Source organism: Pseudomonas sp. GD04019 (assembly GCF_029837695.1).
GTDB lineage: Bacteria > Pseudomonadota > Gammaproteobacteria > Pseudomonadales > Pseudomonadaceae > Aquipseudomonas.
Genome location: NZ_JAOEEA010000004.1, coordinates 133,046 through 149,212, shown reverse-complemented (window position 1 = coordinate 149,212; position 16,167 = coordinate 133,046). Strand labels below are relative to the sequence as shown.

At 66.9% G+C, this 16,167-nt stretch carries 15 protein-coding genes; 11 read left to right on the top strand and 4 right to left on the bottom strand.

The features are described from left to right. Positions 1 to 113 precede the first annotated feature (113 nt). From N7607_RS08125 to N7607_RS08085, 9 genes are all read left to right on the top strand, one after another. Positions 114 to 2,102 (top strand): dynamin-like GTPase family protein, encoded by a 1,989-nt coding sequence (locus tag N7607_RS08125; RefSeq protein ID WP_279865565.1) that lies wholly within the window; start codon positions 114 to 116, stop codon positions 2,100 to 2,102. 98 nt (positions 2,103 to 2,200) lie between these two features. Continuing rightward, positions 2,201 to 3,340 (top strand): homoserine O-acetyltransferase, encoded by a 1,140-nt coding sequence (locus N7607_RS08120; protein WP_279865566.1) that lies wholly within the window; start codon positions 2,201 to 2,203, stop codon positions 3,338 to 3,340. A gap of 1 nt (position 3,341) precedes the next feature. Beyond that, the gene (gene metW, locus N7607_RS08115; protein ID WP_279865567.1) at positions 3,342 to 3,962 is read left to right on the top strand and encodes a methionine biosynthesis protein MetW; all 621 of its coding nucleotides are present in this window, start codon (positions 3,342 to 3,344) and stop codon (positions 3,960 to 3,962) included. A 25-nt stretch (positions 3,963 to 3,987) separates the two neighbouring features. Further along, positions 3,988 to 4,407, top strand: coding sequence for a DUF4426 domain-containing protein (locus N7607_RS08110; protein WP_279865569.1), 420 nt, complete (start codon positions 3,988 to 3,990; stop codon positions 4,405 to 4,407). Positions 4,408 to 4,409: 2 nt separating this feature from the next. Next, positions 4,410 to 5,003 carry an RdgB/HAM1 family non-canonical purine NTP pyrophosphatase gene (gene rdgB / locus N7607_RS08105; RefSeq protein ID WP_279865571.1) on the top strand — a complete coding sequence of 198 codons (594 nt, stop codon included), beginning with the start codon at positions 4,410 to 4,412 and terminating at the stop codon, positions 5,001 to 5,003. Between the two features lie 104 nt (positions 5,004 to 5,107). Then, complete coding sequence (hemW, locus tag N7607_RS08100) at positions 5,108 to 6,253, top strand: radical SAM family heme chaperone HemW (protein WP_279865572.1); 1,146 nt, start codon at positions 5,108 to 5,110, stop codon at positions 6,251 to 6,253. A 132-nt stretch (positions 6,254 to 6,385) separates the two neighbouring features. Continuing rightward, on the top strand, positions 6,386 to 6,709 hold the full coding sequence (locus N7607_RS08095; protein WP_279865573.1) for a DUF3392 domain-containing protein: 324 nt from the start codon (positions 6,386 to 6,388) through the stop codon (positions 6,707 to 6,709). 32 nt (positions 6,710 to 6,741) lie between these two features. Continuing rightward, positions 6,742 to 6,996 carry a hypothetical protein gene (locus N7607_RS08090; protein ID WP_279865574.1) on the top strand — a complete coding sequence of 85 codons (255 nt, stop codon included), beginning with the start codon at positions 6,742 to 6,744 and terminating at the stop codon, positions 6,994 to 6,996. A gap of 238 nt (positions 6,997 to 7,234) precedes the next feature. Next, on the top strand, positions 7,235 to 7,636 hold the full coding sequence (locus tag N7607_RS08085) for a hypothetical protein (protein ID WP_279865575.1): 402 nt from the start codon (positions 7,235 to 7,237) through the stop codon (positions 7,634 to 7,636). Positions 7,637 to 7,697: 61 nt separating this feature from the next. Here N7607_RS08085 and N7607_RS08080 read toward each other — a convergent pair whose 3' ends face one another. The 3 genes from N7607_RS08080 to N7607_RS08070 form a co-directional block, all read right to left on the bottom strand. Next, entirely contained in the window at positions 7,698 to 9,239 is a 1,542-nt protein-coding gene (locus tag N7607_RS08080; RefSeq protein ID WP_279865576.1) for a phosphoenolpyruvate carboxykinase, read from the bottom strand. A gap of 159 nt (positions 9,240 to 9,398) precedes the next feature. After that, positions 9,399 to 10,292 (bottom strand): Hsp33 family molecular chaperone HslO, encoded by an 894-nt coding sequence (gene hslO, locus N7607_RS08075; protein ID WP_279865577.1) that lies wholly within the window; start codon positions 10,290 to 10,292, stop codon positions 9,399 to 9,401. A 138-nt stretch (positions 10,293 to 10,430) separates the two neighbouring features. Beyond that, on the bottom strand, positions 10,431 to 10,817 hold the full coding sequence (locus tag N7607_RS08070) for a S4 domain-containing protein (protein WP_279865579.1): 387 nt from the start codon (positions 10,815 to 10,817) through the stop codon (positions 10,431 to 10,433). 98 nt (positions 10,818 to 10,915) lie between these two features. Here N7607_RS08070 and N7607_RS08065 point away from each other — a divergent pair, with 98 nt between their 5' ends. Then, on the top strand, positions 10,916 to 11,383 hold the full coding sequence (locus N7607_RS08065) for an ATP-dependent zinc protease (protein WP_225592288.1): 468 nt from the start codon (positions 10,916 to 10,918) through the stop codon (positions 11,381 to 11,383). Further along, complete coding sequence (gene rimK / locus N7607_RS08060; RefSeq protein ID WP_137973662.1) at positions 11,380 to 12,285, top strand: 30S ribosomal protein S6--L-glutamate ligase; 906 nt, start codon at positions 11,380 to 11,382, stop codon at positions 12,283 to 12,285. The genes N7607_RS08065 and rimK overlap by 4 nt, the downstream gene beginning before the upstream one ends. Positions 12,286 to 12,306: 21 nt before the next feature. Here rimK and N7607_RS08055 read toward each other — a convergent pair whose 3' ends face one another. After that, positions 12,307 to 16,086: an EAL domain-containing protein gene (locus N7607_RS08055; protein ID WP_279865580.1), complete on the bottom strand. Its 3,780-nt coding sequence runs from the start codon at positions 16,084 to 16,086 to the stop codon at positions 12,307 to 12,309. Positions 16,087 to 16,167 lie beyond the last annotated feature (81 nt).

Genomic DNA, 16,167 nt, shown 5'->3' with positions numbered 1-16,167 from the left:
GAACGCCTCTCATCGCATAATGCGGCCATCTCCGGCAAAGCCGCGGGCATTTCACGCCGTTGCGCGCCACCCCAACCGAACGTCACAGCAGCGCTACCCAGAGGAGTGCCCGGATGAGCATGGAACGTCTCAGCCAGCAGGTGGATGCCTACGTCGCCTGGAAGCGCGAGCTGATGCGCGAGATCACCCGCTATCGCAGCTGGCTGGCGCACAACCGCCTCGGCTCGGAGGCGATGGACACCCGCCTGGAGCGCGCCCTCAAGCTGCTGCGCACCGATCACATCACCCTGGCCTTCGTCGGCGAGTTCTCCCGCGGCAAGACCGAGCTGATCAACAGCCTGTTCTTTTCCGAGTACGGCCAGCGCATGCTGCCGTCCCAGGCCGGGCGCACCACCATGTGCCCCACCGAGCTGTTCTTCGACCCGCGCTCGGAACGCTCCTACATCCGCCTGCTGCCGATCGAGACGCGCATGGCCGACGCCAGCGTGGCGCAGTTCAAGCGCATCCCGCGGCACTGGGTGAACATCCCGCTGGACCCGAGCGATCCGGACAACATGGCCCTGGCCTTCGCCCAGGTGGCCAAGACCAAGCCAATGGCGGTGGAGCAGGCGATCCAGCTCGGCTTCCTGCCCGAGATGCTGGAGCCGGCCGGCAAGCCTGGCCAGGTGCTGGTGCCGGCCTGGCGCCACGCCCTGGTCAACTTCGACCACCCGCTGCTGCGCCAGGGCCTGCGCATCCTCGATACCCCCGGCCTGAATGCCCTCGGAAGCGAGCCGGAGCTGACCCTGTCGATGCTGCCCAGCGCCCAGGCCATCATCTTTCTGCTGGCCGCCGACACCGGCGTCACCGCCAGCGACATGTCGATCTGGAAGGAGCACATCCGCCAGCTCGACGAGGACACCCAGGCCAGCCTGTTCGCCGTGCTGAACAAGATCGACGTGCTGTGGGACGACCTGGCCGGCGAGGAGTACGTCAACAAGGCCATCGGCCTGGTGCAGAACACCACCGCCAAGCAGCTCGGCATTCCCGCCGCCAGCGTGCTGCCGCTGTCGGCCAAGCAGGCGCTAATCGCCAAGGTACGCAAGGACGAGGAGCTGCTCGCGCGCAGCCGGCTGGCCAATCTGGAGCAGTTGCTGTGCGAGCGCATCGTCGCGCAGAAGGAGCGTCTGCTCGAGGAGCGCGTGGTCAACCAGGTACTGGCCCTGCTCAACAACAGCCAGCACGTGCTCAGCCTGCGCCTGGACAAGGTGCGCGAGCAGCAGAACCTGCTCAACAGCCACCAGCACGACAACGGCCAGCTGCTGTTCGAGCTGACCGCCAAGACCAAGGAAGACCACAGCCTGCACCACAAGCGCCTGCTCGGCCTGAAGACCAACCAGCGCCTGCTCAAGCGCCAGGGCGACCTGCTGCGCAGCGCGGTGCGCCCGGAGCGACTGGAGGAACACCTGTCCCAGGCGCGTCACGGCCTGACCGGCAGCTGGACCACCCTGGGCATCAACCAGGCCATCGTGCAGTTCTTCCGCTCGGTGGAGCACGACCTCGGCAACCTGGCGCAGGAAGCGGAAATGGCCAACAAGATGGTCGCCGCCATCTACCGCCGGCACAACGAAGAGAACCCGCTGCACGGCGTCGACGCGCCGCAGTTCAACAGCCAGCGCTACCTGCGCGAGCTCAAGCAGCTGCGCGGCAAGGCCGACCAGTTCCGCCTGCACCTGAAGACCCTGCTCACCGAGCAGCGCAGCCTGACCAAGCGCTTCTTCGCCACCCTGGTGCAGGAAGTCATCGGCATGCACCAGCGCCTGCGCACGGATGCCGAGCAGTGGGCCAACGACGCGCTGATGCCGCTGATGCAGCACACCCTCGAACACAAGCAGATGCTCGAGACCCACATGCTGCGCCTCAAGGCCCTGGCCCAGGAAACCCAGCAGGCGCGCCAGCGCGGCCAGCAGCTGAGCGGCTACTGCACGCAGCTGGAGACGCAATTGGCCCAGGCCAACGAAATGCTCCGCGCCCTGCGCCGCCCGGCGCCGATCCAGCGCCAGGGCAAGGTCGTCACCCTGCCCACGGCGATCCGCCAGCAGAGCGCCGCCGACCCTGCTTGAACCTAGGCAAATCAGCGGCTTAGCCACGGCCCCCGCGCTTGCTGCCGGGGGCCGTGCTCTTTAGACTGCTGCACTTTCCTGGATCGAGAGCAGGGTCGATGCCGACTGTTTTCCCCGCCGACTCCGTTGGCCTGGTCACCCCGCAGGTCGCCCATTTCAGCGAGCCACTGGCGCTGGTGTGTGGCCGCAGCCTGGCCGACTACCAGCTGGTCTACGAGACCTACGGCACGCTTAACGCCTCGGCCAGCAACGCTGTGCTGATCTGCCACGCCCTCTCCGGCCACCACCACGCCGCCGGCTTCCACAGCGCCGACGAGCGCAAGCCCGGCTGGTGGGACAGCTGCATCGGCCCCGGCAAGCCGATCGACACCAACAAGTTCTTCGTCGTCAGCCTCAACAACCTCGGCGGCTGCAACGGCTCCACCGGTCCGTCCAATCTCAACCCGGCCAGCGGCAAGCCCTACGGCGCCGACTTCCCGGTAATGACGGTGGAAGACTGGGTGCACAGCCAGGCACGCCTGGCCGACCTGCTCGGCGTACGACAGTGGGCCGCGGTGATCGGCGGCAGCCTCGGCGGCATGCAGGCCCTGCAGTGGACCATCAGCTACCCCGAGCGCGTGCGTCACTGCCTGTGCATCGCCTCGGCGCCCAAGCTGTCGGCGCAGAACATCGCCTTCAACGAAGTGGCGCGCCAGGCCATCCTCACCGATCCCGAGTTCCACGGCGGGCACTTCCAGGACCAGGGCGTGATCCCCAAGCGCGGCCTGATGCTGGCGCGCATGGTCGGGCACATCACCTACCTGTCCGACGACGCCATGGGCGAGAAATTCGGCCGCGAGCTGAAGACCGACAAGCTCAACTACGACTTCCACAGCGTCGAATTCCAGGTCGAGAGCTACCTGCGCTACCAGGGCGAGGAGTTCTCCGGACGTTTCGACGCCAACACCTACCTGCTGATGACCAAGGCGCTCGACTACTTCGACCCGGCCGCAGCCCACAATGGCGACCTGGCCAAGACCCTGAGCGTGGCCCAGGCCGACTTCTGCCTGATGTCCTTCACCACCGACTGGCGCTTCTCGCCCGCGCGCTCGCGGGAAATCGTCGACGCCCTGTTGGCGGCGAAGAAGAACGTCTGTTACCTGGAGATCGACGCACCGCAGGGCCATGACGCCTTCCTCATGCCGATCCCGCGCTACCTGCAGGGCTTCAGCGCCTACATGAACCGGATCGAGGTCTGATATGCGAGCGGATCTGGAAATCATCCAGGAATGGATCGCCGCGGGCAGCCGCGTGCTCGACCTCGGCTGTGGCGACGGCGAGCTGCTGGCCCACCTGCGCGACCACAAGCAGGTCGGCGGCTACGGCCTGGAGATCGACCCGGAGAAGATCGCCAAGTGCATCACCCGTGGCGTCAACGTCATCGAGCAGAACCTCGACGAGGGCCTGGGCAACTTCGCCGACAACAGCTTCGACGTGGTGGTGATGACCCAGTCGCTGCAGGCCCTGAAGTACCCGGACAAGGTCCTCGCGGAAATGCTGCGCGTCGGCAAGACCTGCATCATCACCTTCCCCAACTTCGGCCACTGGCGCTGCCGCTGGTACCTGACCACCAAGGGCCGCATGCCGGTGTCCGAGTTCCTGCCCTACACCTGGTACAACACGCCGAACATCCACTTCTGCACCTTCGAAGACTTCGAGCGCCTGTGCCTGGCCCAGGGCGCGAAAGTCGAGGAGCGCCTGGCCGTGGACCACGAACACCGCCACAACCTGGGTAGCCGTCTTTGGCCTAACCTGTTGGGTGAGATCGGCATCTATCGCGTCAGCGGGTCCGGCCTGGCCGATCACCGCGTAGCCGTTTAACCCGCGACGCACCGGAGGACCTCTCATGCGCCGTTTCGCATCCCTGCTGCTCTGTCTTCTATTCGCCCTGCCCGCGTTCGCCGAACGCAAGCAGACCTTCGGCGAGCTGGACGTGCACTACAGCGTGTTCAACTCCAGCTTCCTGCAGCCAGATGTGGCCGCGGCCGCCGGCCTGACCCGCAGCAAGACCGTCGGCGTGCTCAACATTGCCGCGCTCAAGGCAGGCAAGGGCCAGCCGGCCAAGGTCAGCGGCGCCCTGAAGAACCTGCTCGGGCAGACCGTCGAGTTGCAGTTCAAGCAAGTGCTGGAAAGCGGCGCCGTGTACTACCTGGCCGAGTTCCCGCTGCGCGAGCGCGAGGTGCTGACCTTCAGCATCAACGTGCAGATCGGTGACGGCGCACCGCACACCCTTACCTTCAATCAGGAAGTGTTCCCGGACGAATGACCATGCCCTTCAAAGAACTGGTACTGGCCAGCCACAACGCCGGCAAGCTCAAGGAGCTCCAGGCCATGCTCGGCGAACACGTACGCGTGCGCTCGGTCGGCGAATTCTCCAGCATCGAGCCAGAAGAGACCGGCCTGTCCTTCGTCGAGAACGCCATCCTCAAGGCGCGCAACGCCGCCCGCGTGTCCAGCCTGCCGGCGCTGGCCGACGACTCCGGCCTGGCGGTGGACTTCCTCGGCGGTGCGCCGGGCATCTATTCGGCGCGCTATGCCGACGGCAAGGGCGATGCGGCCAACAACGCCAAGCTGCTGGAGGCCCTGAAGGACGTCCCGGACGCCGAGCGCGGCGCCCAGTTCGTCTGCGCCCTGGCCTTGGTGCGGCATGCCGACGACCCGCTGCCGATCCTCTGCGAGGGCCTGTGGCACGGCAGCATCCTGCGCGAGGCCCGCGGCGCCGAGGGCTTCGGCTACGACCCGCTGTTCTGGGTGCCGGAGCGCGAGTGCTCCAGCGCCGAACTGGCCAGCGACGAGAAGAACCGCATCAGCCATCGCGCCCGCGCCATGGCCCTGCTCAAGCAGCGCCTGGGGCTGGCGTGAGTCGACATCCCTCACCCCCGGCCCCTCTCCCAGAGGGAGAGGGGAGCACTGACTGCGCAACTTCGGGCGGCACTAGCCCCTCTCCCCTCGGGAGAGGGGTTGGGGTGAGGGGCTTCCAGCTGCCGCCACTCGCGCTGTACATCCATATCCCCTGGTGCGTGCGCAAGTGCCCGTACTGCGACTTCAACTCCCACGCCGCCGGGCCCAGCCTGCCGGAAGAGGAGTACGTCGACGCCCTGCTGGCCGACCTGGATGCCGATCGCGAGCACGCCCACGGCCGTGAGCTGACCTCGATTTTCTTCGGCGGTGGCACGCCCAGCCTGTTCTCGGCCAAGGCCCTCGGCCGATTGTTGGAAGGTGTGCAGCGGCGGGTCGGCTTCGCCAGCGATATCGAGATCACCCTGGAGGCCAACCCGGGCACCTTCGAGCAGGCCAAGTTCCGTGACTATCGCAGCCTGGGCATCAATCGCCTGTCGATCGGCGTGCAGAGCTTCCAGGAGGCCAAGCTCAAGGCGTTGGGCCGCATCCACGACGGCAGTGAGGCGATCCGCGCCGCCGACATGGCGCGCGCCGCCGGCTTCGACAACTTCAACCTGGACCTGATGCACGGCCTGCCCGAGCAGAGCATCGAGGACGCCCTGTTCGACCTGCGCACCGCCATCGCCCAGGGCCCGACGCACCTGTCCTGGTACCAGCTGACCATGGAGCCCAACACGGTGTTCTGGAGCCAGCCGCCAACGCTTCCCGAGGACGACCTGCTGTGGGACATCCAGGAAGCCGGCCAGGCCCTGCTGGCCGCCGAGGGCTACGCGCAGTACGAGGTCTCCGCCTATGCCCAGGCCGGCAAGGCGGCCCGGCACAACCTCAATTACTGGACCTTCGGCGACTTTCTCGGCATCGGCGCCGGCGCCCACGCCAAGCTGAGCGCGCCGAACGGGCGCATCCTGCGTACCTGGAAGACCCGCCTGCCCAAGGATTACCTGGATGCGAGCAAAAGCTTCCAGGCCGGCGAGCGCCTGCTTGATGCCGAGGAGCTGCCCTTCGAGTTCCTGATGAACGTGCTGCGCCTGACCGAGGGCGCACCCGCCGCGCTGTTCGAGCAGCGTACGGGGCTGCCGCTGGCCAGCCTGGATGCGGCACGCCGCGAGGCCGAGGCACGTCAACTTCTACAAAGCGACCCGGCACGCCTGGTCGCCACCCGCGAAGGTCAGCTGTTCCTCAACGATCTGCTGCAGCACTTCCTGCCCTGACCTGGCTTGTGGGAGCGAGCTCTGCTCGCGAAGCCTGTCGCCAGTCTGATTCGCGAGCAAGCTCGCTCCTACCGCAGCCCTGACGACAGACGGTAAACTGCCCGCGCCCAACAATCACAACAAGGACCACCGATGGACCTCGTGCTCGACCTGATCGCCACCCTCTCGCGCTGGTGCCGCGGCAACCTGTACGACATTTCTCTGGCAATCATGGCTACCCTGTTCGTGCTGTTCGGTCCCGGCATCAACGCCTGGGTGCAGCGCTCCATCGGCGGCTTCAACTTCTTCCTGCGCACCCTGATCTTCGTCTTGGTCTGCGCCGTCGGCTACGGCCTGGCCATCGTCTTCCTCACCCCGTGGCTGGCCCAGGGCCTGGGCTACTTCAACAACTTCACCCTGGCGCCGGTACTGCTACTAGTCTTCTTCCTGATCGGCGTACTGGCCGACCGCAGCTAGGGCGCCCACGGGGGCGCCCAGGAAGGAGCCCCATGAAGCCACTCAAGCACCTCTATGTGTATTTCCAGGACGGCCAGCGCCTGGCCCTGCGCTTCCCCAAGCAGAGCGAGGACCCGGCAGCCGTCGCCCGCGCCTTGCGCAAACAGCTGGAATCGCCTTTCCTGAGCATCGAGGTGGACGGCGACCTGCTGATGATCCCGCGCGAGAGCATCAAGTACTTGCAGGTCTGTCCGATGCCCGCCGCCCTGCCGGAGCTGACCATCCAGGGCGCAGAGGTGATCGACTGAGCCGCCCGGCTGTCCTCGCTGACCATCAGGAGGCCACCATGAAACGCTTTGCTCCCCTGCTGCTGATCCTCACCAGCCTGCTCAGCCCCGGCGCGCTTGCCGAGTCCGCCGGCCACGACAACCGCCAGCTAAGTGCCGGCCTGCCATGAAACGGAGCGGCTATTGCCAATCAATCTAATGCACCCCCTCCGCCAAGGATTACAGTAAATCCAGGCAATTACAGGGAGATTGACTCCATATGCAAATCAACGGCTACAGCGGCACGCTGCCGCCCTCGACCCAGGTCATCAACAAGTACGGCCCAGCCAATCCCGAACAGGTGAACAAGGTTGTGGACGCTACTTCTGACCGAGTCGCGGAGCGCCAGGAAAGCCGCGAACTGAGCCAGGCCGCCAAGCGTGATGCGGCTACGCAGATCTACAGCGCCAACACTCAGCAACGGCAGATCGAAACCTATCTGGCAGTGGCCAGCGAAGGCGAAGTCGAGAGCCAGCCGACACCGTTGGAGACCGCCACAGAGCTGCGCGAGGCGCAAGAGCGCAACGACCGGGCCCAGAACATCGCAGATATCGCCAGCCGCCCCGAGCGGCCTGAGAACGAGCCGGCCAGGCCGGAGCCCTACGCTGCAACCTATGCCTGAGCCGTCAGGCGGACAGGCATAAAAAAGCCGCCCTCGGGCGGCTTTTTCATGGGCCTGCAGCTTACAGCTGCGGGCCGGCGTTGCGGATGGCGTCGGAGACGTCGAACTTCTTGAAGTTGTCGACGAACTGCTGGGCCAGGCCACGAGCGGCTTCGTCGTAGGCGTTGCCGTCAGCCCAGGTGTTGCGCGGGTTGAGCAGGTTGGTCTCGACGCCCGGAACGGCCTTCGGCACGCTCAGGTTGATGATCGGCAGTTGCTCGGTCTCGGCACCGACCAGAGCGCCGCTCTGGATGGCGGCGATCACGCCACGGGTGGTCGGGATGTTGAAGCGCTTGCCGACGCCGTAGCCACCGCCGGTCCAGCCGGTGTTGACCAGGTAGACCTTGGAGCCGAAGCCACGGATGCGCTTGATCAGCAGCTCGGCGTACTCGCCGGCCGGGCGCGGGAAGAACGGCGCGCCGAAGCAGGTGGAGAAGGTCGACTTGATGCCGCCGCCGGAACCCATCTCGGTGGAACCGACCAGCGCGGTGTAGCCGGACAGGAAGTGGTAGGCAGCCTGCTCTTCGCTGAGGATCGACACCGGCGGCAGTACGCCGGTCAGGTCGCAGGTCAGGAAGATCACGGCGTTCGGCTCGCCACCGAGATTCTTCTCAGAGCGCTTCTCGACCAGCTCCAGCGGGTAGGCCGCGCGGCTGTTCTGGGTCAGGCTGTCGTCGGCGTAGTCCGGCACGCGGTTCTCGTCGAGGACCACGTTCTCCAGCACGGCGCCGAACTGGATGGCCTTCCAGATCACCGGCTCGTTCTTCTCGGACAGGTCGATGCACTTGGCGTAGCAGCCGCCCTCGATGTTGAACACCACGCCCACGCCCCAGCCGTGCTCGTCGTCACCGATCAGGTAGCGGGAGGGATCGGCGGACAGGGTGGTCTTGCCGGTGCCGGACAGACCGAAGAACAGGGTCACGTCGCCGTCTTCGCCGATGTTGGCGGCGCAGTGCATCGGCAGCACGTCGGCTTCCGGCAGCAGGAAGTTCTGCACGGAGAACATGGCTTTCTTCATTTCACCGGCGTAGCGCATGCCGGCGAGCAGGACTTTCTTGGCGGCGAAGTTGATGATCACGCAGCCGTCGGAGTTGGTGCCGTCGCGCTCCGGTACACACTCGAAGTTGGCGACGTTGAGGATCTGCCACTCGGCCTTGCCGGCCGGGTTGTAGGTTTCCGGGTTGATGAACAGGCAACGGCCGAACAGGTTCTGCCAGGCGGTCTGGGTGGTCATCTTCACCGGCAGGTAGTGGGCGTCGGCCGAACCTACGTGAACATGGGAAACGAAGTGGCCCTGGGCGGCGTTGAACGCCTCGACGCGATCCCACAGGGCGTCGAACTTGTCCGCCGGGAACGGACGGTTGATGTTGCCCCAGGCGATTTTCGCCTCGGTGCTCGGCTCCTGGACGATGAAGCGGTCGGCAGGCGAGCGGCCGGTGCGGTGACCGGTACGGACAACCAGAGAACCGTTGGCGGCCAGCTCACCCTCGCCACGACGGATGGCCTCTTCGACCAGTTGGGCAGCGCTGATGTCGGTGTAAACGGTGGTGTTGGCTTGCGTCATTTGGGTCCCCGTCGGCCGGCGGCCGAGTCTTCCGAACATTGTGTAGTGGGCCGGAAGCTTCACTACAGCGATAAAAAAGTCGCGGGAGTATGCCAGAAAAGCCAGGAGCTTGGCAGCCTCTTGTCCGCGAATGCCATCAATAGAATCTGGCTATCATTTTTAGTGCCGGGTCGTCGACGGCGCCTGGCTGTCGCCGGTGGCGAACAGCTGGGCCACGTCGCTGGCATCGAAGAAATAGCGCTCGTTGCAGAACTGGCAGTCGATTTCCACGCGCCCGCCGCTCTCTTCCAGCAGGGCCTCGGCATCGGGTTGACCGACGCTGATCAGGGCCCGCGCCGAACGCTCGCGCGAGCAGCTGCAGCGGAACTGCAGCGGGCTCGGCTCGAACAGGCGCACGGCCTCCTGGTGATAGAGACGGTGCAATACGGTCTGGTTGTCCAGGCCGAGCAGTTCCTCGGCGCTCAGGGTCTCGGCCAGGGCCAGCACATGATTCCAGCTTTCCTGGCTCTCCTCCGGCTCGGTCTGATGGTGCGGCGGCAGCTGCTGCAGCAGCAGGCCACGAGCGCGCTGGCCGTCGGCACGCAGCCAGAAGCGGGTCGGCAGCTGCTCGGAGGTGGCGAAATAGGCGGTCAGGCTGTCGGCCAGGGTCTCGCCCTCCAGCTCGACGATGCCCTGGTAGCGCTGGCCCTTGGCCGGGTCGATGGTCAGTGCCAGCACGCCGTCCGGCATCAGCTCGCGCAGACCGGCGCCGGCGTCCACCGCCTCGGCGTCGTAACGGGCGATGCCGCGCACTTCGCGCTCGCTGGAGCACTCGATCATCACCAACGGCACCGGACCGGAGGAGCGCGCCTGGAGGATCAGCAGGCCCTCGAACTTCAGGGTGCCGACCAGCAGGGCGGCGGCGGCGAGCATTTCGCCGAGCAACTGGGCCACCGGCTGCGGATAGGGATGCTTGGCCAGCACGTGCTGGTAGCTCTCGGCCAGGCTGACCATCTCGCCGCGAACGTCGTTGTCGTCGAAGATGAAACGCTGAGAATGATCGAAATCGTGCATCGGGGACCGCCTGGCGAAGAGGATGACGGGCCACCGACGCCTCTGACGAGTGCGCCGCGCTGGATGGCCCGGGGGAATAAGGCGGAATTCTAGGGACAAACGCCGGTGCATCCAAGCCGTGCGGCGATAGCCGGCGGCTCAGTCGCCGCGTAGGCCGAGCAACTGGCGGCGCTGTTTCTTGTTCGGCCGGCCGTCGGTCTGCACGCCAAGGGCGCCAGCCTTGCGCAGGGCCGCAGCCTCTTCGCGGCGGGCGATGCTCTCGGCCGTCTCCTCATACAACAGCTGCGCCTCCGGCGCGCCTCGCCGCACCATGGACAGCGCGCGCACCACCACGGTCCGCTCGTCGAAGCCGGCACGAATGACGTACTCATCGCCGAGCTTCGGCTCCTTGCCCGGCTTGCAGCGCTCGCCGCGGCAATGCACCTTGCCACCCTCGATGGCTTCCTTGGCCAGGGAGCGGGTCTTGTAGAAGCGCGCGGCCCACAGCCACTTGTCCAGGCGCACCTTGTCGTCTTTGTCGCTCATTTCTCACCCTGGAAAACTCGTCACGCGGCGTGAATCTTGCCTGATGCAGTTGTCACATGGCACATCTAGAATGCCTTCATCGCCGATGGAAGCCCGTATTGAAGACCTTCGACCAACTCTCCGTGATCGGTCTGCGCGAATGGATCAACCTGCCCGAGCTGGGCATGATCGGCCTGCGCGCGAAGATCGATACCGGTGCCAGCACCTCGACCCTGCATGCCAGCGACATAGTGCCCTTCGAGCGTGACGGCGTGCGCTGGGTGCGCTTCACCGCGCACTTCGGCACCCTGGTGCAGCGCCGCCACCCGTGCGAGGCCAAGGTGGTGACGGTGAAGACCATCAAGAGCTCCAACGGCCAGGCCCAGGCCCGCTATGTGATCAGCACCGCCCTGACCCTGGGCGACCGCAGCTGGCCGGTGGACTTCACCCTGGCCTGCCGCAAGACCATGCGCTATCGCGTACTGCTCGGCGCCCATGCCCTGGTCGACGGCCAGCTGGTGGTCAACCCGGCGCTGACCTACGTGCAAGACAAACCGCAGCTCCCCATTCTTTCCGGTGCCCAATGAAGATCGCCATCCTGTCGCGCAATCCGCGCCTGTACTCGACGCGTCGCCTGATCCAAGCTGGCGAGGAGCGCGGCCACGAAGTGGTGGTGATCGACACCCTGCGCGCCTACATGAACATCGCCAGCCACAAGCCGCAGATCCACTATCGCGGCCGCCCGCTGGAAGGCTTCGATGCGGTGATTCCGCGCATCGGCGCCTCGGTGACCTTCTATGGCTGCGCCGTGCTGCGCCAGTTCGAGATGCAGGGCGTATTCCCGCTCAACGAGTCGGTGGCGATCAGCCGCTCGCGGGACAAGCTGCGCTCGCTGCAGCTGCTGTCGCGCAAGGGCATCGGCCTGCCGGTGACCGGCTTCGCCCACTCGCCGGACGACATCCCCGACCTGATTCAGATGGTCAACGGCGCACCGCTGGTGATCAAGGTGCTGGAAGGTACCCAGGGCATCGGCGTGGTGCTCTGCGAAACCGAGAAGGCCGCCGAGTCGGTGATCGAGGCCTTCATGGGCCTGAAGCAGAACATCATGGTCCAGGAGTACATCAAGGAAGCCGGCGGCGCCGACATCCGCTGCTTCGTGGTCGGCGACAAGGTGATCGCGGCGATGAAGCGCCAGGCCAAGCCCGGTGAATTTCGCTCCAACCTGCACCGCGGCGGCGAGGCCAGCCTGATCAAGATCACCCCGGAAGAACGCATGACCGCCATCCGCGCGGCCAAGGTCATGGGCCTGTCGGTGGCCGGCGTCGACATCCTGCGCTCCAACCACGGCCCGCTGGTGATGGAGGTGAACTCCTCGCCGGGCCTGGAAGGCATCGAGACCACCACCGGCAAGGACGTGGCCGGCATCATCATCGAGTACCTGGAGAAGAACGCCATTCCCGGGCAGACCCGCACCCGCGGGCGCGGCTGAGCAGTTCCCCCGCTGGGCGTGCTATCTGCTGTGGATCAGCCCCGCCCCGCTGTGACGCGCCATCCAGTCGCTGAATTCCCGCTCACCCAGCGGCCTTCCCAGGTGGAAGCCCTGGCCCAGCGCGCAGTCATGTCGGCGTAGCCAGTCCAGTTGGGCCTCGTTCTCCACGCCCTCGGCCACGCACTCCAGGCCCAGGTTGCGGGCGATCATCAGGATGGTTTCCACCAGCATGCCGCCACTGGCGTCGCCTTCCAGGTCGTGGATAAAGCTGCGGTCGATCTTCAGCCGATCCAGTGGCAGGCGCTTGAGGTAGGTGAGCGAGGAGTAGCCGGTGCCGAAGTCGTCGATGGCGAAGCGCACGCCCCGCGCCTTGAGCGCCAGCATGGTGGCGATGCAGTGCTCGACATCCTCCAGCAGCACACCCTCGGTGATCTCCAGCTCCAGCGCGCCACTGGGCAGCGCGTGGCGGCGCAGGCAGTCACCGACGCGCTGGGCACAATCGGCCTGGCGCAGCTCGCGCGGGCTGAGGTTGACCGCCAGCACCAGCTGCGGCCAGTCGGCCTGCCAGCGCGCCAGGCTGGCGCAGGCGTGCTCCAGCACCCAGTGGCCGAGCTCGTGGATCAGCCCGGTTTCCTCGGCCAGCGGGATGAACTGCCCCGGCGGGATATCGCCGCGCTCCGGATGCTGCCAGCGCAATAGCACCTCGGCGCCGACGATGCGCCCGCTGGCCAGCTCCAGCTGTGGCTGGAACACCAGGTACAGCTGGTCGCGGGCCATGGCCAGGCGCAGCTCGCTCTGCAGCTGCAGGCGCTGATCGATCACCGCCTGCATCTCCGGGGCGAAGAAATGCAGAGCGTTGCGCCCGGAGTGCTTGGCCCGATACATGGCGGTGTCGGATTGCTTGAGGGCGTCGGCGGCGTCCTGGCCGGCCAGCGGGTGCAGGGTGATGCCGATGCTGCCGGTCACCACCAGATCGTGGCCCTGCACCTGGAAACTGCCGCGCAGGCTGGCCAGCAGCTTGTCGCCCACCTCGGCGGCCAGTTCGGCGGCCATGGCAGGGCTCTCGGCCAGGGTCTCCAGCAGCACCACGAACTCGTCGCCGCCGAGCCGCGCCAGGGTGTCCTCGGCGCGCAGGCTGTGACCGAGACGGGCGGTGACTTCGCGCAACAGCTCGTCGCCGACGTGATGGCCGAGGCTGTCGTTGACCGTCTTGAAGTGATCCAGGTCGATGAACAGCAGCGCGCCGAAACTGCCTTCGCGGCGCTCGCGAGCCATGGCGTGCTGCAGGCGGTCCTGCAACAGGCGGCGGTTGGGCAGGCCGGTCAGCTCGTCGCTGTAGGCCAGGCGCTCGATCTCGCGCTGGTAGCGCTGGCGCTCGGAAATATCGGTGACGCTGGCGCGGATCAGCAGCGGTTCGCCGGGCATGCGTACCAGGCGGATCTCGCAGGGCAGCAGGCGCCCGCCGAGGTCGCGGTGCAGCCATTCGAACACCGGGGTCTCGCCGGCGATGGCGGCCTCCATGTGCAGCCGACCGACCGGCTCCGACGGGCTGCCATCGGCCTGGTGCGGCGGGCTCAGCTCGGTGGGCTTGCGCCCGATCAGCTCGGCGCGGCTGCAGTGGAACAGGCGCAGGGCGTTGGCATTGGCGTCGATGATGCCGCCGTCCGGGCTGAACAGCAGGATCGCCTCCGGCGCGTGCTCGACCAGGGTGCGGTAGCGCGCCTCGGCCTCGTGGCGCGCGGTGATGTCTTCCACCAGCGCCAGGCAGGCCTCCAGCTGGCCTTCCGGGTCGCGCACCGCGCGCAGGCTGAGGCGGGCGTAGACGATGCTGCCGTCCTTGCGCAGGAAGCGCTTCTCCAACTCGTAGTCGTCGCGTTCGCTGCTGCAGATGGCGGCGAACAGCGCCTCCTCGCGCTCGATATCCTGCGGATGGGTGATCTCCAGCCAGTGGCTGGCGCGCAGCTCGTCGCGGTTGCGGCCGAGGATCTGGCACAGCTTGAAGTTCACCTCCAGCCACTGGCGCTGCGGGCTGACCATGGCCATGCCGATCAGCGGCGCCTCGAAGAACAGGCGTAGCCACTCGTCTCGCTCACGCAGGCGGCGCTCGGTGCGACGGCGCTCGCTGATGTCCTGGATCGCGCCGTACAGGCGCACCACCTGCTCGCCGTCGCGCTCGGCGAAACCCTTCAGGCGTACCCAGCGCGCAGTGCCGCGGGCGCCGAGCAGGCGCACTTCGATGTCGAACGGCTCGCCGGTCTGCAGCACCCGCTCCAGGGTCTCGTTCATCAGCTTCTGGCTGGGCGCGTCGTAGCGATCCAGCGAGCCCTGCATGTCCGGCGCGCCACCGGCCGGGTCCAGCTCGTTGAGGCGGAAGCAGCCCTCGGTCCAGTACATGCGCTGGGTCACCAGGTCCAGCACCCAGCCGCCGATATCCGCCACCTCCTCGGTCTGGGTCAGCAGGTGGGTCTGGCGCAGCAGCTCCTCGCGGCGCTGGGCCAGTTCGGCCGCGAGGCGCTCGCGCTCGCTGACGTCGTGGTTCAGCGCCACCAGATGGCTGACCTCGCCATGCTCGTCGAGCAGCGGCGCCACCGTTATCTCGTTCCAGAACTGCTGGCCGTTCTTGCGGTAGTTGCGCAGCACCTCCTGGTGCGCCACGCCGTTGCGCATGGCATGGCGTACGCGCAGCAGGCCGCTCTGCGACTCGTCCTGGTCGATCAGCAGGCGGCTGGAGGTGCCGATGATCTCCTCGCGGGAGTAGCCGCTGATGCGCTCCAGCGCCGGGTTGCAGTAGATGAAGGGCACGCCGGGCTGACGCAGGTCGGAGATCGACACCCCGAGCGGGCAGGACTGCAACGCCAGGTTGGCCAGGGTCAGCTCCTTCTGCATCGCCGCGCTGCGGCGCAGGGTATTGCGCAGGTCGCCGAGTGCGCGCCCCACCAGCAGCGCGGCGAGCATCAGCAGCAGCACGCTGAAGTGCATCTCCAGGCGCTGCGGCGCGCCCCACTCCAGCTCGCCGCCGAGATGCCCGGCCAGCGGCAGCAGGAGCACCGCCAGGGCCGTCAGCGCCGTGCCCCAGAGCGCCCCGGCGAACCCCCAGAGCAGGGCCAGCGCCAGCAGCATGACGCCGATCAGCGGCAGGATCAGCAGCAGCGGCAGGAAGCACAGCGACAACGGCAGCACGGCCAGCAGCACCGGCAACAGCCACCAGGGCAGCACGCGCACGCCGACGCCTTCCTCATCCAGAGCCGGCCCCGTCAGCAGCGCCCAACCACGCCGCTGCAGAGGTCGGGTCAGCAGGCACAGCAGCGGCAAGGCCACCGCCAGGGCGGTGAGACTGTCCAGCAGCCAGAATTCGAGGATCGCCTCGCGCCACTGGCCCTCCAGGCGGCCACTGAGCAACAGACCGCCCTGGATCAGCAAGGCACTGAGCAGCGCCGGGGCCAACAAGCCGAGTAGGACGAAACGCAGCAGGCTGGCGACATCCGGCAGCGCGGCATTGCCCCGCCGGCCGAAGGCCAGCCAGGCAAAGCCGACGGCGAGGGTTTCCGGCAGCGCATGCAATGGCGCCCACTGCCAGTCCAGCCCCCACAGCGGCGCGCTGAGCAGGGCGTTGAGATAGAGCGCCGGCAGGACACGCGGCCCCCACCAGAGCACGCCACACAGGCCGAGGGCGAATGGCAGGTAGCACAGCGCCGCGCCCGAGACGAACTGGGTCGACAACGACAGCCAGGTGGCCAGGTGCAGCAGCGGCAGCGGCAACCACCAGGTCCATCGCGGCAGAGGAGCGGAATCTACGGCCATGCTGACCTCATGCGGATCACCAGAGCAGCATAGATCAGGCCTGCTAGAGCAGTCGGCCGAGGCCTGTGACGGGGCTTTGCC

Excerpts from the sequence above, each read along its gene's own strand:
- N7607_RS08125 (WP_279865565.1), top strand. The coding sequence starts at position 114 with ATGAGCATGGAACGTCTCAGCCAGCAGGTGGATGCCTACGTCGCCTGG.
- N7607_RS08120 (WP_279865566.1), top strand. The coding sequence starts at position 2,201 with ATGCCGACTGTTTTCCCCGCCGACTCCGTTGGCCTGGTCACCCCGCAG.
- metW (WP_279865567.1), top strand. The coding sequence starts at position 3,342 with ATGCGAGCGGATCTGGAAATCATCCAGGAATGGATCGCCGCGGGCAGC.
- N7607_RS08110 (WP_279865569.1), top strand. The coding sequence starts at position 3,988 with ATGCGCCGTTTCGCATCCCTGCTGCTCTGTCTTCTATTCGCCCTGCCC.
- rdgB (WP_279865571.1), top strand. The coding sequence starts at position 4,410 with ATGCCCTTCAAAGAACTGGTACTGGCCAGCCACAACGCCGGCAAGCTC.
- N7607_RS08095 (WP_279865573.1), top strand. The coding sequence starts at position 6,386 with ATGGACCTCGTGCTCGACCTGATCGCCACCCTCTCGCGCTGGTGCCGC.
- N7607_RS08090 (WP_279865574.1), top strand. The coding sequence starts at position 6,742 with ATGAAGCCACTCAAGCACCTCTATGTGTATTTCCAGGACGGCCAGCGC.
- N7607_RS08085 (WP_279865575.1), top strand. The coding sequence starts at position 7,235 with ATGCAAATCAACGGCTACAGCGGCACGCTGCCGCCCTCGACCCAGGTC.
- N7607_RS08080 (WP_279865576.1), bottom strand. The coding sequence starts at position 9,239 with ATGACGCAAGCCAACACCACCGTTTACACCGACATCAGCGCTGCCCAA.
- hslO (WP_279865577.1), bottom strand. The coding sequence starts at position 10,292 with ATGCACGATTTCGATCATTCTCAGCGTTTCATCTTCGACGACAACGAC.
- N7607_RS08070 (WP_279865579.1), bottom strand. The coding sequence starts at position 10,817 with ATGAGCGACAAAGACGACAAGGTGCGCCTGGACAAGTGGCTGTGGGCC.
- rimK (WP_137973662.1), top strand. The coding sequence starts at position 11,380 with ATGAAGATCGCCATCCTGTCGCGCAATCCGCGCCTGTACTCGACGCGT.
- N7607_RS08055 (WP_279865580.1), bottom strand. The coding sequence starts at position 16,086 with ATGGCCGTAGATTCCGCTCCTCTGCCGCGATGGACCTGGTGGTTGCCG.